General features: G+C 47.4%; 19 protein-coding genes. 13 read left to right on the forward strand and 6 right to left on the reverse strand.

Translation table 11 applies throughout. The features are described 5' to 3' along the window. Positions 1–28: 28 nt before the first annotated feature. Both NST33_RS04630 and NST33_RS04635 read right to left on the reverse strand, forming a co-directional pair. Positions 29–541: a GNAT family N-acetyltransferase gene (locus NST33_RS04630; RefSeq protein WP_339306963.1), complete on the reverse strand. Its 513-nt coding sequence runs from the start codon at positions 539–541 to the stop codon at positions 29–31. 129 nt (positions 542–670) lie between these two features. After that, a complete protein-coding gene (locus NST33_RS04635; protein WP_339306965.1) occupies positions 671–1,435 on the reverse strand; it encodes an AraC family transcriptional regulator in 765 nt (254 codons plus the stop codon). A 182-nt stretch (positions 1,436–1,617) separates the two neighbouring features. Between NST33_RS04635 and NST33_RS04640 the strand changes: the two genes are divergently transcribed. The 5 genes from NST33_RS04640 (at position 1,618) to NST33_RS04660 (ending at position 8,757) form a co-directional block, all read left to right on the forward strand. Next, complete coding sequence (locus NST33_RS04640; protein ID WP_339306967.1) at positions 1,618–3,939, forward strand: beta-L-arabinofuranosidase domain-containing protein; 2,322 nt, start codon at positions 1,618–1,620, stop codon at positions 3,937–3,939. 288 nt (positions 3,940–4,227) lie between these two features. Further along, the gene (locus NST33_RS04645) at positions 4,228–4,590 is read left to right on the forward strand and encodes a Uma2 family endonuclease (protein WP_339306969.1); all 363 of its coding nucleotides are present in this window, start codon (positions 4,228–4,230) and stop codon (positions 4,588–4,590) included. 396 nt (positions 4,591–4,986) lie between these two features. Next, positions 4,987–5,718, forward strand: a complete 732-nt coding sequence (locus NST33_RS04650; protein ID WP_313771416.1) for a hypothetical protein — start codon at positions 4,987–4,989, stop codon at positions 5,716–5,718. A gap of 12 nt (positions 5,719–5,730) precedes the next feature. Beyond that, complete coding sequence (locus NST33_RS04655; RefSeq protein ID WP_339306971.1) at positions 5,731–7,419, forward strand: VWA domain-containing protein; 1,689 nt, start codon at positions 5,731–5,733, stop codon at positions 7,417–7,419. Between the two features lie 198 nt (positions 7,420–7,617). Further along, on the forward strand, positions 7,618–8,757 hold the full coding sequence (locus tag NST33_RS04660; RefSeq protein WP_339306973.1) for a toxic anion resistance protein: 1,140 nt from the start codon (positions 7,618–7,620) through the stop codon (positions 8,755–8,757). 123 nt (positions 8,758–8,880) lie between these two features. On the opposite strand, the gene NST33_RS04665 is transcribed toward NST33_RS04660, so the two are convergent. Beyond that, complete coding sequence (locus NST33_RS04665) at positions 8,881–9,504, reverse strand: hypothetical protein (protein WP_339306975.1); 624 nt, start codon at positions 9,502–9,504, stop codon at positions 8,881–8,883. Positions 9,505–9,659: 155 nt separating this feature from the next. Then, on the reverse strand, positions 9,660–10,253 hold the full coding sequence (locus NST33_RS04670) for a TetR/AcrR family transcriptional regulator (protein WP_339182222.1): 594 nt from the start codon (positions 10,251–10,253) through the stop codon (positions 9,660–9,662). A gap of 192 nt (positions 10,254–10,445) precedes the next feature. Between NST33_RS04670 and NST33_RS04675 the strand changes: the two genes are divergently transcribed. Continuing rightward, entirely contained in the window at positions 10,446–11,204 is a 759-nt protein-coding gene (locus NST33_RS04675) for an SDR family oxidoreductase (RefSeq protein ID WP_339182225.1), read from the forward strand. 171 nt (positions 11,205–11,375) lie between these two features. On the opposite strand, the gene NST33_RS04680 is transcribed toward NST33_RS04675, so the two are convergent. Further along, the gene (locus tag NST33_RS04680; RefSeq protein ID WP_339306978.1) at positions 11,376–12,410 is read right to left on the reverse strand and encodes a LacI family DNA-binding transcriptional regulator; all 1,035 of its coding nucleotides are present in this window, start codon (positions 12,408–12,410) and stop codon (positions 11,376–11,378) included. A 445-nt stretch (positions 12,411–12,855) separates the two neighbouring features. On the opposite strand from NST33_RS04680, the gene NST33_RS04685 reads away from it, so the two are divergent. From NST33_RS04685 to NST33_RS04700, 4 genes are all read left to right on the forward strand, one after another. Continuing rightward, positions 12,856–14,142 carry a maltose ABC transporter substrate-binding protein gene (locus NST33_RS04685; protein ID WP_221818861.1) on the forward strand — a complete coding sequence of 429 codons (1,287 nt, stop codon included), beginning with the start codon at positions 12,856–12,858 and terminating at the stop codon, positions 14,140–14,142. A 259-nt stretch (positions 14,143–14,401) separates the two neighbouring features. After that, positions 14,402–15,757, forward strand: coding sequence for a sugar ABC transporter permease (locus NST33_RS04690; RefSeq protein WP_221818862.1), 1,356 nt, complete (start codon positions 14,402–14,404; stop codon positions 15,755–15,757). Next, a complete protein-coding gene (locus tag NST33_RS04695; RefSeq protein WP_221818863.1) occupies positions 15,754–16,590 on the forward strand; it encodes a sugar ABC transporter permease in 837 nt (278 codons plus the stop codon). Before NST33_RS04690 ends, NST33_RS04695 begins: the two co-directional genes overlap by 4 nt. Positions 16,591–16,738: 148 nt before the next feature. Further along, a complete protein-coding gene (locus tag NST33_RS04700; protein ID WP_221818864.1) occupies positions 16,739–18,025 on the forward strand; it encodes an MFS transporter in 1,287 nt (428 codons plus the stop codon). Positions 18,026–18,182: 157 nt separating this feature from the next. On the opposite strand, the gene NST33_RS04705 is transcribed toward NST33_RS04700, so the two are convergent. Continuing rightward, the gene (locus tag NST33_RS04705) at positions 18,183–20,339 is read right to left on the reverse strand and encodes an alpha-amylase family glycosyl hydrolase (protein WP_221818865.1); all 2,157 of its coding nucleotides are present in this window, start codon (positions 20,337–20,339) and stop codon (positions 18,183–18,185) included. A 447-nt stretch (positions 20,340–20,786) separates the two neighbouring features. On the opposite strand from NST33_RS04705, the gene NST33_RS04710 reads away from it, so the two are divergent. From NST33_RS04710 to NST33_RS04720, 3 genes are read left to right on the forward strand one after another with little or no spacing between them, the layout of a single operon-like run. After that, positions 20,787–22,166 (forward strand): alpha/beta hydrolase-fold protein, encoded by a 1,380-nt coding sequence (locus NST33_RS04710; RefSeq protein ID WP_221818866.1) that lies wholly within the window; start codon positions 20,787–20,789, stop codon positions 22,164–22,166. Next, positions 22,163–23,578, forward strand: coding sequence for a BtrH N-terminal domain-containing protein (locus NST33_RS04715; protein ID WP_221818867.1), 1,416 nt, complete (start codon positions 22,163–22,165; stop codon positions 23,576–23,578). The genes NST33_RS04710 and NST33_RS04715 overlap by 4 nt, the downstream gene beginning before the upstream one ends. Continuing rightward, positions 23,575–24,954 carry a fatty acid--CoA ligase family protein gene (locus tag NST33_RS04720; protein ID WP_221818868.1) on the forward strand — a complete coding sequence of 460 codons (1,380 nt, stop codon included), beginning with the start codon at positions 23,575–23,577 and terminating at the stop codon, positions 24,952–24,954. Before NST33_RS04715 ends, NST33_RS04720 begins: the two co-directional genes overlap by 4 nt. The last annotated feature ends 28 nt before the right edge of the window (positions 24,955–24,982 follow it).

Here is a 24,982-nt window from a genome sequence, read left to right on the forward strand (position 1 = left end):
CCCGTGTTGCTGTTACCCAACACTATCACTAGGAATCATAACGGTAACAGATCGCCTTGCCCTCGCTACTCTCGGAGCTGAATTCCTTATCCTCTGTAAATCCAAAACGCTCATATAAACGGATGGCATTGACCATCTGACCGCCCGTATATAAATACACCATATTTTTGCCCATTTCTTTGGCAGAATCTACGCATTGCTGGAGCAATACTCTGGCAATCCCGTGACCTCTCCATTTTGGATCAACACCCAGCAGCCGAATAAACGGATAATCAATTGGCAATTCAAAGTTGGGATAAGCCTTGCGTGCTGTTTCGAATAATTGGACTGTACCAACAATCTGATCATCAATCTTCGCGATCCATAATTGTGTCAGGTACGGATTAACCACAGACTCTCGAATATCTTTTAGGTAGGCCTCCCATCGTTCATTTTGCTCAAAAGTCTCCCGATACTCGGCATAACTTGCAACAAGGATATCTACAATCTCTGGATGGTCTGCTTCTGTGGCAGGATGAATCGTAACGGCAGCCGTTGTCATTGTATAATTCCTCTTCTCTTATAGGTAAAGTGTGGAATATAGTTTTCTTGCATTTTACCACAATTGACTCCATCTGATTAATTCGAATTTTCTATAGTTAACTCAGTCATTTCTATGGATCAGAGCACATCAGCGATTAAGCTGTGTGGAATACAGATGATTGCGATATTCGGTTGGCGTATTGCCTTCGTATTGTTTGAACATGCGCAGGAACAGCTTGTAGTCGGAGAAGCCGCATTGTCCGGCGATTTCTTTTACACTGGCATTGGTGTTCAGCAGCAATTGTTTCGCCCGGCGAATTCGTTCTGTGAGGATATAGGTTTTGAGTCCAGTACCTTTCTCACGTTTCACCATTTTGGAGATATAGTCTTTATTAAAATTAAAATTTTCCGCAATCTGACTCACCGTGATGTTTGTATGCAGATGAATATCGACCCACTTACAGATATGGTCCACAATTGCATTGTGCGGGCGATAATCCGCCTCTATATTCCGCTCCAGTTCTCGGAACAACAATAACAAAGCAGCGTTGGCTTCCTCGGGTGAGAAGGATGACACATGCAGCAATTGCTTGAATAACTGATTGGCCATGGAAGGGACCTGGATGGTGGCATGTGTCCTAAACCGGTTGAATTCTGGCAACATGGCATCATAGTGAATCCAGTAGAAGCTGACGGGGGCGTCGCTGATCTGGTAGCCGTAATGGGTGCGACCGGCGCGCAGAAACAACAGATCATTGGCACGAACTACATATTGTTCCTCTTCTTCCGCGATGTACATCTCACCTTCCAGCATCAAAATGATCTCGTGAACGGGCATGCTGCGTCTCATGTGGCTCCAGTTGCCTTCGGATATGAACTTGCCGCACAGGTAATGTTCCAGTGGCATTTGCATAGGACGGATTTATCCACCTTTTCTTGGATTATGAGTCTGATGTAATTGTATTTTATTTGATAATATGAGGATATTCAAGCTCTACAGTAGATTGATGAGTATTAGTCATATGGAACAGAACACGGATTTTACCCCTCAAGAATGAATGGATATCTATTACATCCCGAGAAGGAGTGAGTGTCATGATTGATACGAAAAAAGGATTTCTGGGACCGGAACATGTAGATCTGTTAAATGGTGTGTTCCAAACATCACAAGAAGTGGGGGAGCGTTACCTGTTATCGCTGGATATGGATCGATTCCTGGCTCCATGCTTCGAAGCTCATGGGTTACCGGCCCGAAAAGAACGCTACGCGGGGTGGGAGGCACGTTCCATCAGCGGGCATTCCCTCGGCCACTATCTGTCGGCGCTGGCTGTAACGTATCAAGCTACCGGAAATATTACATTAAAAGAAACGTTGGATTATGCAGTTACCGAACTGGCGAGAATCCAGCAGACTACGGGGAGCGGATATATCGGCGGTTTGTCCGAAGAAGCATTCCACATGGCTTTTCGAGCAGAGAATATCGGTGGATTCAACATCGGTGAATACTGGGTTCCCTGGTATAGTGTGCACAAAATCTATCGCGGCCTGATTGATGCCTATAAACTGACTGGCAACGGACAGGCACTTGAGGTGGTTACTCGATTTGCAGATTGGGCAGTAGAAGGTTTGCTCCCGATGACAGAAGAACAGATGCAGACGATGCTTCAAAGTGAACACGGGGGCATGAATGAAGTATTTGCACATTTGTATGGGATTACCGGCAAAGCCTTATATCTTGAGATTGCTAACAAGTTCACCCATCAATTGATCCTGAGACCCTTGGAGCGCAAACAGGACGATCTTCAAGGCAAACACGCCAATACGCAGATTCCCAAAGTGATCGGTGCAGCCGAAATCTACAATCAGGACCATACTCATGAGAGTTATCGGACAGCGGCAGAGTTTTTCTGGAACACCACGGTGCATCATCGTTCTTACGTATTTGGTGCAACGAGCATATCGGAGCATTATGAAGCGAAGGGTATGGAGAGTCTCGGGATCAAGACAGGAGAGAGCTGCTGTACCCACAACATGATGCATCTGACGAAACAACTTTTCGCCTGGAATCACGATAGCGCCTACATGGACTATTATGAAAACGCCCTCTACAATCACATCCTGGGCACGCAGGACCCGGATACGGGGAACAAAACGTATTTTGCCTCAACGCTGCAAGGTCACTACAAAATCTATGGTACACACGATACGGCTTGGTGGTGCTGTACAGGATCAGGCATGGAGAATCCGGGCAAATATGCCGAGGCCATCTATTTCGAAGACGAGCAAGACCTGTACGTCAACCTGTATATCGCTTCCCAGCTGGATTGGACGTCTCAGGGTATATCCCTGAAGCTCGAAACCGACTTTCCTTATTCGGAAAAGGTAACCCTGACGATCACCGGAGGCAGCGCCTCGGCCCATCTAAGACTACGGTTGCCCTCATGGCTACAAGAGCCAATGACGGCAACCGTCAACGGGGATACGGAGCATCCGTATACACGGATGGAACCCGGCTATCTTTCCATCGACCGCACATGGACAGCGGGCGATGTCATCACAATCACACTGCCGATGTCACTCCGCCAGTACACTTCACGGGATGATGCCCACAAAGTGGCATTCCTGTACGGACCAATAGTGCTCGCTGGTGCACTAGGAAACGAGGGGCTCCCTGAGGATACGATTGTGGACGAAACAGCGCTGAATCCCAAGACTGCTTCCGTACCTGTGATCTGGACAGAACAGGAGGATGTACGAGAGTGGATTAAGGTTGTAGATGCAGATACGTTAACATTTGAACTTAGCAAGGATGTCACTTCGACGGGCGAAGCCGTGAAGCTCATTCCTTTCTATGATGTGCATCATGAATTTTATACCGTTTACTGGCCGTTTAACGATGAAGGAGATGCGCTGGAGAAAGAATTGAACGATATCACGATCGACAGGGTTCAAGCTGACGGTCAGCAGGATGAGATTGGACATCAACTGGACAGCAACTGCCGGGGTGAGCATCACAACGGTTCAACCACAGATGGACGTAAGAAGTTGCATATGTGGCGAGAAGCTTTTGGCGTCAATGGGGCTTACTTCAGTTACCAACTGGCAGTGGATCGAACGGCATCCAATTATCTATGTGTGGCCTATTGGGGCGGAGATCATTCCACGTTTGGATGGGAAGGTACGTTATATGACAGACAATTCGCCATTACCGTGGATGGAACACTCGTTGGTGAGCAGCGAATTCACATGAACAAAATCGGCGAAGTGTTCTATGTGACCTATGATATTCCTGAGGCGGTTACATCAGGCAAAGACAGCGTTACGGTAATGTTCCAGGCGAAGGGCGACAATGGTTGTGCCGGGAAAGTTGTAGAGGTACGCACCACGCGGAGCAAACCGGAATCCATCTTTTCATAATAAGAGGCATGGTGTGAAAAGGCGCAAAACACAATGTTATAATGGAGATAAATTACGGTTCGTTGGAAGAGGAGGATGGAAGTGTGGCAAAACCCGACGATAAAGGTACTTATAACTTTCAGGATTGGTTAACATGGGAAGGATCTTGGGAATTAATTAACGGCAAAGCTTTTAATATGTCGCCAGTACCTACTTCATCGCACCAGTTTATTGTGGGTGAGCTGTACTTCTCCTTGCGGACTTTTTTATCAGAATCGGAAATGTTTCGTGTTTGTAGCCCCTTTCGATGTGTATTTTAGCGAAAATGAACAATATGATGTACCAGATCAAATTGTACAACCTGACCTATCGGTGGTGTGCTCGAAAGACCAGATTTCCAAAAGTGGCTGCCACGGTGCACCTTCTTTAATTATAGAGGTGTTATCGCCTTCTACTGCGTTAAAGGATTTCAACGAAAAATTTAACTTGTATCAGAAATATGGTGTGAACGAATATTGGATTGTTGACCCCGGCAATCAAACCGTCCATGTGTACACGCTGGAGGATGGCAGTTACCAGACCCGTCATCTATATACAGAGCAGGAAACGATTCAATCCGTCGTGTGTCCTGACTTGCGCATTTCGCTGGAGTCGTTGTTCAAACTGAGGTAGTGGAAGCACGAAAATGATGAACCAACGCAAAAGGGACGAAACCGGATGAGCTCCGATTTGTCCTTTTTGCATTACTCCTTTTCAGACAAGTCTTATATAAAAAATGACACGCATAGCTATTTTCCACGTATTACCTGATAACATTTCTTCTCCACAATCTGCTGTCTCGTAAAACTCACTTTTAATGGATTGACCACCAAATTTCCTGCCAAGTTCTACGTTGTCCCTGAAAATATGAAATGGGATAAGCCCAAACCACGTATATTATGAGTATCCAAATATCCAATCATATCCACCTGAGAGCGTTAACATCATGTACAATAAGAATAAGTTGAACAGGAAAATTACGACATCAAGCACCAATATATAACATGAAAGGAGGTCGGATGATTGAACATGATCAAGTACATAAAATTGTTCGGATTAATCCTCTGTATTGTGGCTGTGAATGTTCTGGCATTCTCACCCGGCTTCATCGGGCTGAACTTCGATGAGGGTGCATTCACAACTGCACTATCCGTTACCCTTCTGTTCGGCAGTGCAATGGCACTCCTATATGGGAGTTACACCTTGCTGTTCAGACAACCGGTAGTCCTGCCTGTGAAGCATATTGAAACGCATGAAGATTATGTGGAAGCCTTATCTTTTTATAGGCGCATTAAAGTTCTCGAAGAAGATATTACGCTGGGGCTGTCCCAACTTAGTCGAATGAAAAAGAAAAAAGAAACCCTCCTGAATGTGCTTCATCAACGGTTTGATCCAGGAGAACTGAGCTACAAGAAATTTGCTTCGGTCACACTGGAAGTGGAGAAGCTGTTGTACCTGAACATCCGCAGTGTGCTGAACCGATTGAATGTATTTGATGAAGCTGACTATGCCAACATGATGAAATCCAAATCCTCAACACTTCCCCAGAAGCTTTTTCAGGAAAAAACCAAGGTATACAACGATTATCTGTCTTATGTGAAAAATGCATTACACACCAATGAGGAAATCTTGCTCAAGCTCGATCAGTTGTTACTGGAGATTTCACGCCTCGACAGCTTTGAAGCCGGAGATATTGAACAGATGCCTTGTATGCAGGAGATTGATCAGTTAATCAAGCACACCAAATTATACAGACAGTGAGGGGTTGCTCGTATGGCCAAGAAGGGAAAGTTTTTTTTCATATCAATCGTGATGCTGGTACTCGTATTTGGTCTGGTCTATGCAGGAATTACACTAACATCGAACTTTGGCAAGTCAACCACACAGGTGAGCACAGAGAATGCAGGTAAGGAACTGGGGAAACTGTACGCGGACATTGCGCCAGCGACGGCGGAACCGGTCAAAGGACAGATTGATCTCGACCCGGTCGATGTGGCAGAATCACTGCCGGATATCTCCAAATTCGCAATTGCTGTAGAGAATACAACAAATGATTACGTCGAAATCTTTTCTTCCACAGAGAAGTCGGGCAGCGGGGTAGACGGCTGGTTAACCGAAGTGGGCGAGGAGTTCAACAAAGCTAACATTACCGTTGGTGGAAAACAGGTGTCGGTCAAAATTCGCAACATCGCCTCCGGTACGGCCACCGATTATATCAAGTCTGGTAAGTATATGCCGGATGCATTCACACCTTCCAATGAACTGTGGGGCGAGATGGTTGAGGCCAGTGGAGTGAAGACAGAGATGGTATCCGAGCGACTGGTTGGAAATGTTCCGGGTATTGTCATCTCCAAAGCCAAATATGATGCACTGGTTGATACGTACGGCTCCGTTAATGTAAAAACCGTAACCGAAGCGATTGCCAACAATGAGCTCGCGATGGGATATACCGATCCATTTGCCAGCTCCACAGGACTGAATTTCCTGGTGACAGCACTGAATACGTATGACAGCGCCAACCCGCTGGGCGAGAAGGCTATTGAAGGGTTCGAAAAATTCCAAACGAATGTACCGTTTACAGCGTCGACAACGATTCAAATGCGGGAGGCTGCCAAATCAGGCAGACTGGATGCCTTTGTACTCGAATACCAGACGTATGTGAATACCGCTGATCTGAAGAGTGGATACGTCTTTACACCATTTGGTGTGAGACATGATAGCCCGTTGTATGCATTGGGACAATTGCCGCAGAACAAACAGGAGATTATCCAGAAGTTCGCGGAATTCGTCACTCAGGCGAAGTACCAACAATCGGCGGAAGAGTTCGGTTTCAACGGGCTACAGGATTACAAATCCGAGCTGGCTACCGTGGATGGCGGCACGTTGTTGTCTGCGCAGAAAGTATGGAAAGAGAAGAAGAACGGCAGTAAACCAATTGCCGCCGTGTTCGTGACGGACGTATCCGGAAGCATGGACGGTGAGCCGCTTAACCGACTGAAAGAGTCCTTGCGTAAAGGTCAGAAGTACCTGGGCACAGACAACAGTATAGGATTAGTTTCTTACTCCAGCGGGGTAACCGTGAATCTGCCGATTGCCAAGTATGATACAAACCAGCAGTCCATGTTTGTCGGAACAGTTGATAGTCTGCAAGCTGGGGGTGGTACGGCGACCTTTGACGGGATCGTGGTAGCAATGAAGATGCTGGAAGATTATATGGCTGCTAATCCAAACGTGAAGCCGCTGATTTTTGTCCTGAGTGATGGCGAGACCAACGAAGGTCATACCCTCAAGGATATCCGGGATCTGGTCGAGACGTACAAAGTACCAATCTATACGATTGGATACAACGCGGACATCAAGGCTTTGGAGAGCATCTCCAGCATTAACGAAGCAGCAAGCATCAATGCCGATACCGACGATGTCGTGTACAAGATTGGTAACCTGTTTAACGTACAGATGTAAATTTATAACACGAAGACGTAGAGTGCAGAACCGATCTGAAGAAGCGTAGCGGTCGCCTTTATCACCAGATTTCAACCGATTAATGAGGAAAATGAAGAAATCTGGGGATAACAGCGATCGGAGGATGGTACTGCAATCGGAGTCACTCGCGTGGAATATCAATCATTTTACAGCACGTATTTAAAGGGGGAATTGTAGATGTCATTTTCAATGGAAATACCAAGCCAGAAGGAAATTCAGAAGGTGATTGAAGAAGAGGTAAAACCCGTGCCCGCCGAGGTCGCGGAGCTTCAACAAGTGGCAAATGCCAACGTAGAGATGATCATGACACTGGATCTCGAATCCCTGGAGAAGCGCAAAGAGATTTTGCAATCCATTGACGGCTTTGGCATGAACACGATGAGATCCTCTTCTGAGAAAAACGCCTTGCTTCAAGTCTCCGTTGGACATCTGTCCAAGACGGGAGACGAGGGCGGTCAGGTCGCCAAAGGTTTGACCGAGCTGCATATGCAATTGAAGGATCTCGACCCAAGCGTGGTCGACTTTGCCAAGACCGGTTTCCTCGGGAAATTGTTTAATCCGCTTCGCGCCTATTTCCTGAAATACCAGAAGGCTGACGCAGTCATCGCTGACATCGTAACCTCTTTGGATAAAGGCAGATCTACCCTGCGTAACGATAATACAACGCTGGAGATTGAACAGCAGAATCTACGGGAACTCACCAAACGATTGCAAAAGGAAATCCAACTTGGTGTACTCATGGATGAATCCATCGATGGCCAGATTGAAGCGGCCAAGGTCCGCAATGAAGACCCCGAGAAAGTTCGTTTTATTACGGAAGAAGTGCTGTTCCCGCTCCGTCAGCGTTTGATGGACCTGCAACAGATGTTGGTTGTGAACCAGCAGGGCATCATGGCGATCGAAGTAGTGATCCGCAACAACAAGGAACTGATCCGAGGCGTAGACCGGGCGAAGAATGTAACGATCTCGGCATTGAAGATTGCCGTTACAGTAGCGAGTGCTTTGTATAATCAGAAGATTGTATTGCAGAAGATTGAGTTGCTGAACCAGACAACCAACGATCTGATCGCCGGAACATCCAAGATGCTCAAAGATCAGGGGATTGCCATTCAGAAGCAGGCATATGAAGCCAGCATCTCCGTGGATACGATGAAACAGGCGTTTACCGATGTGTTGTCAGCACTCGATTCAATCAGTCTTTATAAGCAGGAAGCCCTGCCAAGAATGCGTGAGACGATTAACCAGTTCCGTGAACTTGCGGATACCGGCGAGCAACAGATTCAGCGTTTGGAGAAAGGGCAGAAGCTGGGGCTGTAATTTTAGAAGAAAAAAATAATTTTGCGTATTAGATTGGTTATCTTCTTATATAATTAGAAAAAGCGACCGTTCCTCATTAAGCATGGGGAATGGTCGCTTTATGGGCTTCAATGAAGATTGGTACTAATGTAGATACCCGATATTCCGTGCATAAGGGTATATCTGCTGCTCGTATTGGTCGAGGAGAACGCCAGCCGCACGTACTTTGGCACGACCTTGTTGCAGTATCTTAGAATTCACTTTGTTTTTGGAAACGGCTTGTTTGTACAACAAGTATCCTTCCAGCTGAAGGTAGCTTCCCTTGACATAATAGGCATGTATTTTCTTAAGTTCAGGATTGGAAGGTTTGATTTGTTTTAACATGGAGACCGTTTTTGTATAATTAGGGATCACCGTATTCGTAAGTTTGAGGTACATGGACTTGCGATTGGTTGAATTCACCTCACCTCCCACACTACCCAACGTGTCGATTGCTTTATTCTCATAAGGTACCAGACGAGATATTTGTTTAAGGTATTTTTCGAATTCCTTTTGATCTTTAGTGAGCTCCTGTTCTGCATCATCTAATTCTAATTCGTCCATAAGTTCTTCGTTCAAATCATCTTCGTCTTCACTATAACTCTGATCTGAATCTGAATATGTAGAGGTTGCTATTTTGGCTGCATCAGCAGAAATGGCTGGAGAGAGAAGCACTCCGCCAAGCAAAACAAAACTGGTAATCAATGATATAATCCACGACTTCTTCAAATGTAATGTCATCCTCCTTTTGTTTGTATTCCATTGGATAACCTAACATATCATTACCAGAAATTACAGGAATGCATTTACATAATTTTGGTGGTGGAGCTTTCTTAAATCACTCTCAATCACCCTGCTATAGGGAAGTAAGACAAATCAGAATCTCAGTTTCTCAACACGACATTATCTGGCTTGTAATGGATGATCTTGAACAACTCCTCGGCCATGTAGGCGGGGCTGTTCTTGAAATCTTGTCTGATCCACTCCATGATCATGCCGAATATCGCATGAGATTGGTAGCTTGCCAATATTTCATGGTTGATGTGCTGCGGGAAGATGTGGTTCAGATCCTGTAAGGCCAGATCCCGAAGAACATCACAGATCATACGCTGGAAGTTGGAGGAGGCCTCAGATTTCACAACCAATGTGTAGAATTGTGCATGTTGGTGCACATGCTCAAATATAGTGATCGCCGAAGAGGGCATCAGATTGACTTGGAACTCTTCCTCATCCTGATAGGGTTTACGAAAAGAAGTCACCAGATCCTGAATTACATCATCGATAATCTCGTTGAACAGGTCTTCTTTGTACTGATAGTGCCTGTAGAAGGTTCCCCGATTCAGGTCGGCACGCTGCACAATATCCGTAATCGAAATTTCTTTAAAGGGATGTTTTTGCATCAAATGGATGAGTGCATCCTTCAGTGCAGCTTTTGATTTTTTAATTCTTCGGTCCATCGAATTCATAGTTTCAGACATCTATTTACCTCCTCGCGAGTTCACTTTATTAATTAAAGTACATTCGGGCTTAATAGTGTTGTTTAACGTACAACTGGGCAAGCTTTTACTGATTGAAGTAAAACGCTATGACTTATTATACTAAGGATAAGAGTTAATGAACATTTGTTTGTTAACTTATTGTAAACGAATACACAAAGGAGGATACATGGAATGAAACTTCAAGATAAAGTTGCAGTTGTTACAGGTGCTGGTTCAGGTATGGGGAAAGCAATTGCCACGTTGTATGCTCAAGAAGGCGCGAAAGTCGTCGTATCGGATATTAACGAAGAGTCCGCACAAGCGGTAGTTAATGATATTAAAGCACGGGGCGGAGAAGCAATTGTCGTTCTGGCCAATGTAGCCAAAGAAGAAGATGTGCAAAATCTGATCGATACGACAGTTAGCACATACGGTACAGTAGATATTCTGGTTAACAATGCGGGAATTATGGATGGCATGGAGCCGGCAGCAGATGTAACGGATGAGAAGTGGGAGAGATTGTTCGCTGTGAACACAACCAGTGTGATGCGGACAACACGTAAAGTATTGCCGATTTTCCTGGAAAAACAAAAAGGTATCATCGTGAATATTGCTTCGGCAGGGGGCCTACACGGCGGACGTGCAGGGGCAGCCTATACGGCGTCCAAACATGCGGTTGTGGGCTTCACCAAAAATACAGGCTATATGTATGCTGAGCAAGGCATTCGCTGTAATGCAATCGCTCCAGGCGCTGTGGCAACCAATATCAGCTCTTCCATGACAGGTATTAGCCATTTCGGTGCAGGGCGGCAACAGCTTGGGATGGCAATTAACCCACGCATCGGGACGAGCGAAGAGATCGCCAAAGTGGCTTTGTTCCTTGGATCTGACGAGTCCAGCTTCGTGAATGGAACTGTCGTTACAGCAGATGCTGGGTGGAGCTCTTACTAATCCATTCAAGCGCAGACAAGCATGGAGTACGGAAATAGTGTGTGAATTAAGGAAGCCGCATGTGTATATGCGGCTTCTTTTTTGCACCTATGCACCTACGTACGGTGGATAACAGCATCATATTCCGTGTAGGACAAACGTTTGCATTACTACGCGAATATTCGAAATGAGTCAATCTGAGGGTGGCTTTGGCTTGGAAAAGAGTGAGGATTCGCGCACGATCAGACGATGGGGGATAATGACCGGATTATGAAGCTGTGGTTCCCCACTAAGAATTTTTAACAGTACCTGAACGGCTGTATAACCAAGCTGATAAGTCCCGATGTCGATAGAGCTTAGGGGTGGAGAAGCCAGTTCCGATAATGCAATATTGTTAAAACTGACCACACTGATATCTTCAGGCACCAGATAATGAAGCTCCGCAAGAGCCCTCAATACCCCGAAGGCCACATTGTCATCGATGACAACAATTGCGGTGGGTCTGTCCGGCAAGGACATGAACAGCGACATCGCTCTAAATCCACTTTCCTGCAGAAATTCACCTTCCACAATCCAGTCACTATCCGCATCCAGCCCGGCGTGGGCAAGCGCTTTTTGGTATCCTAACATACGATCATGCGATAACGTAATGTCCGGAGGACCGCTGACAAATCCGATTCGGGTATGGCCCTGAGCGATCAGATGATGAGTCGCATCATAAGCGGTCTGCACATTATCGTTATCCACCATGGGGGCATTTGGATGAGCTTCACTGCGACCGATTAACACAAAAGGAAACTTTTCCGCTTCCAAAAAAGAAATGATGGGATCGTCTCGTTTGGACCCAAGCAGTAGAATGCCATCCACTCTACGGCCATGAACAAGGCGTGATATTGCATGCAGTTCATTGTCTGATGATGTTTCGGTTGTTAGCAGCAATTCATAATTCATACGGGTGGCATGTGTAATAATACCTCGCAGCAGTTCCCCGAAAAAGTAATTCTGAAACAACTCTTCTGCAGGACGCGGAAGCATAATCCCAAGGGTATGTGTTGTTTTGGAAACCAGGCTCTTCGCGATGATGTTGGGATGGTAGTTTAATTCTTTCATGATTTGCTTCACTTTGAGAGATGTCTTGGTGCTGATTCTGGGATGGTTGGAAATCACCCGTGACACTGTAGAAGGGGAAACACCCGCCAATTTGGCAATATCCTTGATCGTAATCATGTAAAAAATCCCTTCTGAACAATCGTATAAATATTCTCCTATGGTAATCCAAAGGATACGAGAAATCAATTGCTAACTGCCGAGTAAGGGATACTCATGAAGTAATATTAAGGAAGAAAGAGTCAGAACAAGGAAACAGGAAATTACTGTAGGTAGAAGAAAGAAAATGGTTGAAATTGAGCAAATATGGCTTGTGCAAACGTTTGTGCAAATAAAGTTTGTTATTGTATGATGTGATTGTTATTGTAGCGCTTACATCAGTGGATTTACATACTTCTTGACTTGTTTACCCCTACATATTGAACGGAGAGGTCATCTTGTCTTCCATTTGAGCAAACGTTTGTACAAAAGGGGATATGGGGTGCAGAACCTGACAACATACGCAGACAAAAGGGTGAAAAGCGCGAACTTTGTTGGACCAAGCAGAGGGAAGGGGACATTTTACATGAGAAAATGGCAAGGGGCAACATTGTCCGTCATGATGGCTTTTACACTGGCTGCGTGCGGGGCTGGAGGCGGAAGTCCATCTCCAACAACGGCAGGTGAGAATCCGGAGGAAGTTGTAGAGCTGACAGCCGAGAACCTTCAACCGGAAGAAGGGGCGACCCTGGTGATCTGGGAGGATAAAAATCAAAGCAGCTTTATTGAACAAAGGGTCAAAAAATTCGAAGAAAAATATGGGGTAACGGTCAAAATGGAGGAATTACCTCCAACCGATCAGGTAACCAAGCTGACGACGGATGGCCCAGCGGGTCTGGCGGCAGATGTTGTTGTTTTCCCGCATGATAAGATTGGTAGCGCTTCAGAGGCGGGACTTATTCTGCCCAATGACATATTCGAAGCAGAAACCGTAGAGAACACCAGCGACAACGCGCTGAAGGCAGTGACGTTCAAGGATATCCTGTACGGCTATCCGTACAGCGTGGAGACCTACGCCCTTTTCTATAACAAGGCACTCTATCCGGAAGCTCCGAAAAACTTTGATGAGATTATCAGTTTCGCCAAGACGTTCAATAATGTGAAGTCCAATCAGTACGCACTGATGTGGGAATTGCAGCAGTTTTATTATAACTATGCATTCCTGGCTTCACAGGGCGGTTATATTTTTGGAGACAACGGAATGGACAGCGCGGATCTCGGTCTGAATAACGAAGGAGCCCAGAAGGGTGGACAGTTCCTGCAGACGCTGAAGTCGGAGGTGCTGCCGCTTAAGATGGGTGACGTGAACTATGATATCAAAAAAGGATTATTCTCCAGCGGAAAACTCGCTATGGACATTAATGGTCCGTGGACCATTGCCGATTATCGCAATGCAGGTATTGATTTTGGCGTTGCTCCGCTTCCGGCAATTGATGGCAAACCGATGACCTCCTTCTCAGGCGTTAAAGCCTATTATGTGAATGCATTTACGCAATATCCGAATGCGTCGAAGCTATTGGCAGCGTTCCTTTCCAATGAAGAGGCCCAGATGGAGAACTTTGACCTGAACGGTACACTTCCTGCGAACAAAAACGTAGCTGCTGATCCGAAGTTGCAAGAGGACTCAATCAACAAGGCGTTCCTGGAACAGTTCAACAACTCAACTCCAATGCCTTCGCTTCCTGCCATGGACAGCGTATGGGGACCGATCACTTCGGCCATTACGGATATATGGGATACCGAAAAGGACGTGAAGGCATCACTGGATAACGCCGTGAAACAGATCCAGGAAAGCCTTGCAACCGTCCAATAAGGACGAACGACGAATGCGAAGATATGCATAAGAGCTGCATAAATTGAACTTCATATTTACACAAAAACGTAGAGGACAGAAGAAAGATGAAGAAGTAAAACGTGCGCCTTTATCACCGGATTTTCCCTTTTGGAAAAGGGATCGAAAAAAATCTGGGGATAACAGCGATCGGAAGCTTATTCTGTCATCGGAGTGGTCAGTGTAAGTACACTTTTGTTCAATGTATGCAGGTTAGCAATAGGCGGGGAGGAGAGAGCGAATGCAACAGCAGCATGTCCCGGTGCCTGTTGGACCGAACACGGAAAGACAGCATCGGATGACAGCGGCCATATGTTCCATCATACTGCAAGGTCTTGGACAGCTGTACAATCGACAATGGATTAAGGGGATTTGTCTACTGTTACTGGAGGGAGCAGGGCTTGCGTACCTGCTTCCTCGCCTGTCACAGGCCGTATGGGGCATATGGACACTGGGGGAAAATACACAGCGTTTTGTCAAAGTGAATGGGTCCACTGTACTTCAAAGGGGAGACCATTCCATCTTTTTGCTGCTTGATGGCATTATCGTACTGCTGGTGTTTTTTGTGTTTATCTTAATCTACATCTTGAATATTCGGGATGCGTACGTCACGGGGCTTGCGAGGGAGGAAGGCAAACAGACCCTAGGCGCAGCGGCATCGCTTCGGAACATGATGGACAAAAACTTTCCGTATCTGTTCCTGTCCATCCCGGCCCTGGGCATTCTTTTCTTCACCGTTATGCCCATCCTGTTTACGATCACGATCGCGTTTACCAACTATTCGGCCCCGGATCATATTCCGCCAGCAAAACTCGTGGACTGGGTAGGCTTCAAGACGTTCAGTGATCTGATCCAGCTGAAATCCTGGAGTCAGACATTCTACGGCGTTCTGACCTGGACGGTCATCTGGGCCATCTTGGCGACAGTCACCACCTATTTTGGCGGCGTGTTAGTAGCACTGTTGATTGAACAGCGTGGCATACGCTTCAAGAAGCTGTGGCGGACGATTTTTATTTTGCCTTATGCGATCCCACAGATCATCTCCTTGCTGCTCATGCGTAATCTGTTCAATGGTCAGTTTGGTCCAATCAATACGTATATGAGAGCATTTGGACTGGAAGGATTGCCTTGGCTGACAGATCCATTCTGGGCTAAGGTCACCGTTATTGTCGTCAACATGTGGATCGGTATTCCGGTCAGTATGGTGTTGATTCTGGGTGTATTGACAGCCATCCCTCGTGACCTCTATGAGGCTGCCGAAGTGGACGGAGCATCTGCGTTTCAGAAATTCCGGATCATTACCATGCCGTTCATTCTTTTTGCCACAACCCCGGTACTCATCATGCAATTCGCCGGAAACTTCAACAACTTCAATGTCATCTTCCTGCTGACCAATGGAAATCCACTGCGGGGAGACTACCAGTACGCAGGGGCAACGGACCTGCTGGTGACCTGGCTCTACAAGCTCACGCTCGACAATAACAAATTCAACATGGCTTCAGCGGTAGGCATTATCATCTTCCTTATTATCGCTACATTCTCTATCTGGAACTTCCGCCGCTCCAAATCATTCAAGGAGGAGGACATGATTCAATGAAGACACGTAATAATCCGCTGCGTGTGGCCCTGAGTTATGTGCTGTTGCTGATCATCGCCGTTGTCTCCATCTATCCGGTACTCTGGATCTTTCTCTCTTCCCTGAGACCCGGTGCGGCATTGTTCAGTGAGCGGTTATGGCCGGAAGCTTTCACGCTGACCCATTACGGGGAGCTGTTCAATAACCCGTCCTTTATGTACGGCAGATGGTATATGAATACGCTGAAAATTGCCTTTTTCACAATGATCTTCTCCACGTTGATGGTGACACTCGGGATGTATGCCTTGTCCCGCTTCCGCTTCCGTGGACGTAAAACGATTCTCTCCACCATGCTAATCCTCGGCATGTTCCCGAGTTTCATGAGCATGATTGCCATCTATATCATTTTGCTGCAAATTAAATTGCTCGACACCCACGCTGCGCTCATCCTGGTCTATTCTTCAGGGGCGGTACTGGGCGGATTTATCGTCAAAGGTTTCTTTGATACGATTCCCCGCAGTCTGGATGAAGCGGCCCGCATGGATGGTGCAAGTCACCTGCGGGTATTCACCAGCATCATCCTGCCTTTATCCAAGCCGATGCTGACTTATGTGGCACTAACCAGTTTCACGGGTGCATGGATGGACTTTATCTTCGCCCGGCTGGTGCTGCGGACAAAGGAGAACTGGACGCTTGCGGTGGGTATGTGGGATCTGGTCAACCGTTATCAGGACAGTAACTTTACGATGTTTGCTGCGGGTGCGGTACTGATCGCGATTCCAATTACACTGCTGTTCGTTTTCCTGCAACGATTCCTTGTTCAGGGTCTGACGGCAGGAGCTTCGAAGGGGTAATACCGTGCCATAACAGCATAGTCAGCCGCGATCCCTGCGGCACTTTAACCAGGCACTTCCGTGATGTCATGTCTTTATCGACTGGCACTGCAGCGGAAGTGCCTGATTCTGCATGGGCTCGAATGATGATTAGGGAGGAACGTGATATATGGGCATGAACCCGTCCAGTGAGCCCGAGATTATCGGATACCAAGATGGACAAGCTGCATTGCATAATACTATAGCTCCAGCAACACTTTGGCGTAATGTTACCTTTCGGAGGATATTGTACGGCTACGGGATCTCGGTCTTCGGGGATTGCTTCAATGGGATTGCGATCAGCCTGTGGGTGTTACAGACCACGGGGAGTGCAAAGAGCATGGCAGCCGTACAGATCTGCAATATGGCCGTCAGTTTTCTGTTTGGATCGGTGGCGGGTACGGTTGCAGACCGATTGGATCGCAGGAAGCTGATGCTGGCCTCGGATGTATTTCGGGGCGTAATGGCTATAATGATTGCGATTAGCTTGTTCGGTTGGCATGCGCCGTTCCCGGTGGTGCTGTTGTTGCTTTCGCTATCCATGTTTTCAAGTCTTTTTCAGGCACCTGCATTCCACGCCTCTGTAGCAAGTATGGTAGGCAGGGAGCATATTCAACAAGCAACCGGAACCATTCATATGGTAGATAATCTTGCCCGGATCAGTGGACTAGCCGCAGCGGGAGTGGCTGTTGCTGCATTTGGCGGATTCGTTGCCATATTAATTACAGGGGCAACCTTCCTGTTGTCTGCAGTATGTGTAGTGATGGCGGGCCGCTTTCCAGAGGTGCAGCGATCCGTTAGTCAACAGACCACGTTTGCTCAGGAGTGGCGCAGTTCGTTTGGCTACATCTATCGGAATCGTCTGATTCGATCCATCGTATTGCTCAATCCCGTGCTGATTTTGTTTTTCATGTCTGCGATGATGCTGGTTCAAGTGATGGCGGTTAAGGTATGGGAGGCAAATCCGGTACAGTTTGGATTAATTGAGACCTGTATTCCGCTGGGATACATGATTGGCTCTGCGCTGTTGATTGCTTCGGGAAAACGATTGAAGCAAAGAGGGAGATGGGTATTTATCGGTCTGATTGTATTAGGGCCGCTTTATATTTTTTTGGCGAATGTATCCTCACCAATCATGGCGTTACCGTTCATCGTGGGCGGAGGTGCGATGTTCGCCTGCTGTACGATGCTCACCCAGATTATGCTGAGGACAGCCGTTCCGGACGAGCTGCAAGGAAGGGTCTATGGCGTGGTTGGAACAATCACCAGTACAGCGCCTATTCTGGGATTAACGGTAGTCTCCGTATTGGCAGATCAATGGGGCGCAGCTTCTGTGCTGCAAGGCGTGGGCATATTACTGCTGGCGACAGGTATTCTGGCTGCTACAACATTGAAGTCGATTCGAACCTATCAATAACATTCTAAGATACATCAAAATGATATGAATTGAACCCACATGTACACATTCAACAGAGAGAGGATAGAAGCAATCTAAGCAAGCTCGCTAGGTACAGCAAAACCCGGAGCATACGCTGCGTTAGCGTAACTCCGGGTTACCTTGTGGACTGAATATCCTATTGCCAGTTTACATTTACAGTCGCTGTACCGCTGGTTGGTGTGGTGAACGTGTGGTTGGAACCACCTTCCCACGTAATGGTTGCACCATTTTTCTTGAAGAATTTGAACTCCAGTTGTTTCCCGGCAGGCACGCTCACATCATAGTACCAAGTTGGGTAGGCGTGGATAACCTGATTGAAAGCAGGGCCAATAGCTGTTGTACCCGTACTCCAGTTGCCCAGTTCTGCCACGTTACCTGCCAGATAGATGTTCTGACCCAGTGTGGTGGAAGCATTGTTAATGACAAATCGTACAGTGACCTGATCACCCGTAAGGATGGTGAAGTTGTTATACGCATTGCTGTTGACGCCATTCGCAGCTACTTTTACAGCATAATTGCCTGCGGCAACAGCTGGGATCGTAACTTTAATCTGTGTATCTTCCCAGGATGTAATGGCTGCACCGGTAACGGCTGATGTACCGAAGTATACCGTGCCTTTGGTGGAACCGAATCCGCGTCCGCTAATCGTAACGACATTACCCGGTTTGCCCATCACCGGACCTACATGTCCGATCGTTGGTGTTGTCTCGCTCGTTGTATATTGCCATACCGCTGTTGCACCAGCTGCCAGTGTGAAGGAAGAGACGTTGCCATTGGTGGAAGTGATGTTATTACCGTTCAGTGCACCGCCCAATACATCGGTGTAGTTGCCTGTTGGCAGTGAAGTGCTTAGATTCGCAATGCTTGCTGGTGTGGAGAGATTACGGTTCACCGCAACAACAGCTACACTTTTGCCAAATTTGCGCTCATAGACGTACACATCATTATTGATCCAGCGCTGCTGAGTGGAGCCATAGGCGATTGCTGGATTGGATTTGCGCAGAGGGGCCAGCTTGCTGATCACGTTGAAGGCAGTGGTTGTTTTGGAGAAGGAAGGCATTTTGGCCCGATTATCAGGGTCCCCGTTACCCGTCAGATACTGCTCGGTACCATAATAGATGGCAGGTACGCCGCGTGAAGTCAGCGTGAAGGCCAGCGCTTGTTCCAGACGACGATTGTTCACGGCACTTGTTTTGAACCGATCCATATCATGGTTGTCGATGAACGTAACTTGATCATTCACCTGATTGTAATCTGCCGCTGTGCCTGTAATCATCGAATCCAGAGCATACATATTGGAAGTGTTATCCCGGAAGACATCACGTACGGCAGAGTTAAAGCGGAAATCAAGCAGGCTCATCCCGGATTCGTTGGCAAATTCTGTGTTATCCGCATCGGATGCAGCAGATCCCAGGAACCATTCACCAAAGGTGAATACAGGTTTATGTGCATAGATGGAGGACATCCAACTCTTTTGCCAGCCGAGAGGCATATGTTTCACCGCATCTACACGAATGCCGTCCACGCCCATATCAAGCCAGAGCTTGATTGCATCTTTGAAATATTGGTCAATGGTATTGTTGTTGTGATTCAGGTCAGCGAGGTCGTAGAGGTTTTTGTAGATTCCATTCTCCAGGGAGGAAAAGTCGGAGCCGCCGTTGTGATGGAAATATCCATTCGTATCATTCGTGTATCCGCCAACAAGATTACCGTTATCATATAACTTGCCATTCTCAGCAAAGGACGTATCGGTTTCCATGGCAGGAGACGTGTGGTTTGGTGCAAAGTCAATTACGATCTTGATGCCTTTGGCATGAGCAGTCGTAATCAGATTTTGAAAGTCAGCCATTGTTCCGAAATACGGATTGGTCTTCTTGAAATCACGTGCCCAGTAGCCATGATACGCTGTGTTAATCACGCCGCCGTAGTTGATGGTAGCGAAGATATTTTCAACCGGTTGGGAGATCCACAATGCCGTTACGCCCAGATCGCTAAAATAGTTATCGTTGATTTTGTTAATCAAACCCTGCCAGTCGCCGCCACAATACAGCTTCAGGTTACTACAAGTGGCATCGTAGGCAGCTCCGGTAGGATTGTTGGAAGGATTGCCGTCCAGGAAGCGGTCCGTAAAGATCTGATAGATGACGTCTGTACTAAAGTTCTGCTTGTTGGTAACCGCGGTATCCGCATCGGCATAGATCGCGGAAGCAGGCAGATAGGGAAGTGCGCCTCCTGCAAGTAAACTGAGTGTCAGTGTTGTGCTGAGGAGTACGCGTTTGGCCATTTGAAACATAGTAATCCACCCTTCTCGTGAATGTAGTAGTTTAGATAAACAACCAACCTGGCTCTTGAATAACAGCGCTTTCAATACAACGGAGTGTTACACAGTGGATTGGAGACTTCCCTCCTTTTGACACGCCAACAACCCCGGTATCTCCTTCAGGAGTTACCGGGGTTGTCCTAAACCGCTCTGGTTTAAAAGCATGGCCCTCGAGTTATGATCACAACGTTATCGTAAGAAATATTGGATCTTATGTCAATAACTTTTTTGAGAGCATTTATTTTCTATTTTTATGTTTACAAAAGCATGTCCGGGGATTTAAACTATTCGCAGATTCACAATATAAGGGCTATGTATCCCGGAACACTTACGTGTGTTTTGGGACAACCCCGTCTCTTCTGAGGCGGGGTTATTTGTATTATGCAGTCGAATCGGGAGAAGAGAGGCGGTTGATGATCGTTGAGTACCCATTCTGTCATCGAATGTTTGGAAGGCATTCAGGCGTCGCGGCTGGGCAATATCCGCAACATTTATGTGTACCTCCCGCCCGGTTACCATGAGCAGACAGCTCGGCATTATCCGGTTTTGTACGTTCATGCGGGGCAGCGGGCTTTTGGTCCATCTGGGCCAGGCAATGAAACATGGAATATGGACCAGGCAGCAGACGGTCTTATTTCCTCCGGGCAGATTGAATCACTGATTATTGTCGGCATTACGCATGTCCGTCCAGTCACGCACAACGAATTCTACCACTTCATTGCTCCTGAGAGAGAGGCCGTGAGTGTGGGGTGCTCAGGCATTGCCTATGAACATTTCATCATTCATGAGCTCAAGCCGCTCATTGATCATCGTTACCGTACGCTGCCGGACAAGTCGAATACCGGACTGTTGGGTTCATCTGCCGCGGCGCTTTGTACATTGCACATGGGGATGCGAAATCCGGATGTTTTCGGAAAACTGATCATGATGTCACCATTCTATGTGGATGTGCAGCTGGACGAAACGTCGGATAGCGGACTGTTGGAAGAAAACATGTACCGTCTGCCAGAGGAAGTACCTGCCGTTCGAATGTGGATGGATATTGGAGATACGGAAGGTCTGTTTCTGCCTTCCCAGGTCAGAAGGGTAGCTCATCAATTACTTGAACGCGGAGTCAGACCGGGTGAAGAATTGGCATTTCTGGAACAGCAGGGTGCCTGTCATCAGGAAGGTGACTGGGGAGCACGCGTTCATCTCCCGTTAATATACATGTTCGGCCACGTGGGTAAGCCCTCTTCGCTCAAGCTGCTTGGAAGGGATGTCATCGGACTACAGGGTGGAATGACCGTGTGTATCAATGCACAGATTCACTACGAGAGTGGGTTGGTTCAGAGTCTGCTGCATGGGAATTATACTTCGAGTGACCCGAATATACTTCAGGTGCATGCGAGTGGAGAGTTAATTCCGGTCGGTATTGGAAGTGCATCCATCACGCTGACTGCGGGGGAACTGTCTACTACACGCATCTATACGGTCATTCCCGAATTGTCTACGCACGTAGAGGTGTGCATCCGTGCAGAAGTAGCCCCCGATGAAGATTCGGAGGAAACGATATATGGTGGCATGGGCATGAAGCTGGTTCGTTCTGGTAAAGGTCGATATGAAGGTAGTTACCGAGTCCCGCGAGATAGTGGTTTCTCCTTCCGATTTACTCGCGGTTTCCGTCGTTTCGAGACCGATGTGGATGGCAAACCTATTGCCAATCGGGTATTTCGAGCAACAGATGATATGTCTGTGCATTACCAAATCCAATCCTGGGGCAGTACGTCAGCCAAAACGGGAACAGGAGGCCCAAAATGAACATTCCTTCATTCGCTCCAGTGCTGGACATTCCCTATTATTATCCCTGCAATTTCCCTCTGATTCATGAAGTGCTCCATCGACAAGGGTCCATCACAAGTCTTGCACTGCTGGCGGCAAGTCGGTTGTACAGCCTTCCTTCGTGTGGGGATAACGGACTGGTGAAGCCTTATTTTCACAAACTGGATTATGTAGAGCCGATCTGGGAGATGTATGGACAGCGGGAGCTGGGAAGCTTCGAAGAGGGGAAGACGCTGATCCGGCAGTATATCGGCGAAGGTGAGCTTTTTCTGGCTACAGGAACCAGTTATCACCTGCCTTATTGTGAGGATTATCAGAATCCCGAGTACATTCGCAAACACGTGAAGCAAGGCTCCCGACTGCATCTGGTAGACCATTGGATTGCCGTGTATGGTATGGAAGATGAGCATGTCCACGTCTATGATCCCGTGCCCTCCAAGTATTATGGAAAGGTTGCTCAAAGGGCCTTTCATGACTTCTGGAAAGGTAACCAAAGCATACCCGAGCTTGCTCAGGCCAAGCGCAAAGAAGAACTTCGAACGTATGGCACCATGGACATTCGGGCGACTGTGAAACTGGACTCAGCGGGTTATCGCGAGATGTTGACCCAGGCGCTGACAACACAGATTGAAGAATTTCTGACAGGCAGGACGATTACACAAGGAGAGCGCAATTATTATTTTGGACATGCGGTATCGCTGCAACTGTTACATGCACTGCATGAGGCGAGTGAAGGGGAGCAGGACAATGAAATGCTGATATCCGGTCTGCTGTTTGATATGCGGTGGAGCCGATATTTTCTAAATGATTTGCTTCAAGAGTCAGCCTTGTGGCTAGGTTCTCCCCTTGATCGATATGCAAGAGAATTTAGCGAAATTATCGTACGTTGGGAGAAGGCCTACAATATGCTTCAGGTCAGTCGAATAAAACAGCGTGAGCAGTGGAAAGTACAGCTAACAGGTGTAATTAAAATGTTGGTCACCGATGAATGGCACTGGTATGAGTCACTTCGACAGTCCATACCTCAGGCAGATTGTTTCCCACGTCAGGCTGTGTCGATGATTGGACAAGAACACAGGGAGGATTTGCTCCGTATCGTATTGGATAGTTGCCGGGAGTTAAACGCGTACCATAATACATCGATTCCACTTGGTGAGGGTGGTAACGCTCCACTGTATGGACGAAGTGGGCAACTGGATTCGCTGGAACTTGTGTCATTACTTGCAGTGGTAGAGCAGGGAATCGAAGATCGATGGGGGACGGCGATGGGAGCCGCACTGGCCGAGATAGCTGCTGCTTCCATGCCGGAAAGCCCATATCAGACTGTAGGTTCACTTGTTGATTATCTCGCACAGCAATGGGCACCTGACCGTGAGGAGGATGCAAGATGATGAACCAATTCTTACTTGAACGATTCGCGGAACAGGGACAGCATCCTGCACTGATCTGGAAAGATCAGGAGTACAGCTATCGGTGGCTGCTGGAACAGGTTGGCATCATGAGTAAGTGGATTACAGCAGAAGGGCTGACTGGGCAACTTGTAACGCTGGAGGAAGACTATTCCCCCTATGCGGCGGCAGCATTGGTTGCTTTGCTCGGACAAGGGTGTATCGTGCTTCCCATGGATCGGTACCTGGTTGAAGCCAAACGACAGGAATATATCCAGCTGGCACAGGTGAAGTGGCGTTTGGGCATTGAGGATGGCCAGTTGTGTATTCGGCAAACGTGTGAATTATCTGGAGAGGTTCCTGTATTGTTATCCTCGCTGGCACAGGATGGCGTAGGGGGATTGGTACTCTTTTCATCCGGATCAACCGGAGTGAGTAAAGCGACTGTGCATCGTGCAGATCGGCTGTTAGATGGTTTTCGGCGGCAAGTTCGGCCTTTGCGAACGATTCCATTCATGATGTTTGATCATATCGGTGGTGTAAATACCATGCTGCAATCCCTGTCCAGTGGGGGCTGTCTGTGTATCATTGCGGATCGATCTCCCGAAGAAGTGTGCCGAACGATTGAGAAGTTTCGTGTGCAGGCTCTTCCGGTCTCTCCAACATTCATGAATCTGTTGCTGCTGGGCAGAAATGATGAGGGGTATGATCTATCCAGTCTTGAAGTTGTGTCATACGGATCGGAAGTGATGCCAGAATCCGTACTGGCAGCTTGGAACCGGAGATTTCCACAACTAAGGACGATACAAGCCTATGGCATGTCTGAACTGGGCATTCTGCCAACCCGCTCCAAAGAGCCAGGCTCGTTGCTGTTTTCCATTCAAGACGAGGGAGTCAAGTACCGGGTAGTGGAAGGAGAATTGCAGATTCATACAGCAACAGCGATGATTGGATATCTGAATGCACCATCGCCCTTTACAGAGGATGGGTGGCTGCGAACAGGTGATGAAGCTGTGCTGGAAGAGGGATACATTCGTATTCTGGGACGTCGTTCCGAGATCATTAACGTAGGGGGACGGAAAGTGTATCCTGCCGAGGTCGAGGGTGTTCTGGAAGAGATGGAATGTATTGAAGCGGCCGTAGTTTCGGGAGATCACAGCGGTATCATCGGTCAGAGGGTGAAGGTGACGATCCGGCTGGCTACAGAATGTACTCTCACCGATCTGCGGCGATCCATCTGGGAATATTGTCGGGACAAGCTGCCTTCATACAAGATTCCGCAGAAAATCGTAATTACACAGGAAGCTCTCGTAAGTTCAAGAATGAAAAAAATACGAAAACCAATGACTTCGACACCCTTCGCCTCGGCTGGGAAATAGGTCGCTGCCATCAATGAGTTTTATCTCA

The sequence above is a fragment of the Paenibacillus sp. FSL L8-0435 genome (assembly GCF_037965655.1).
Classification (GTDB): Bacteria; Bacillota; Bacilli; order Paenibacillales; family Paenibacillaceae; genus Paenibacillus.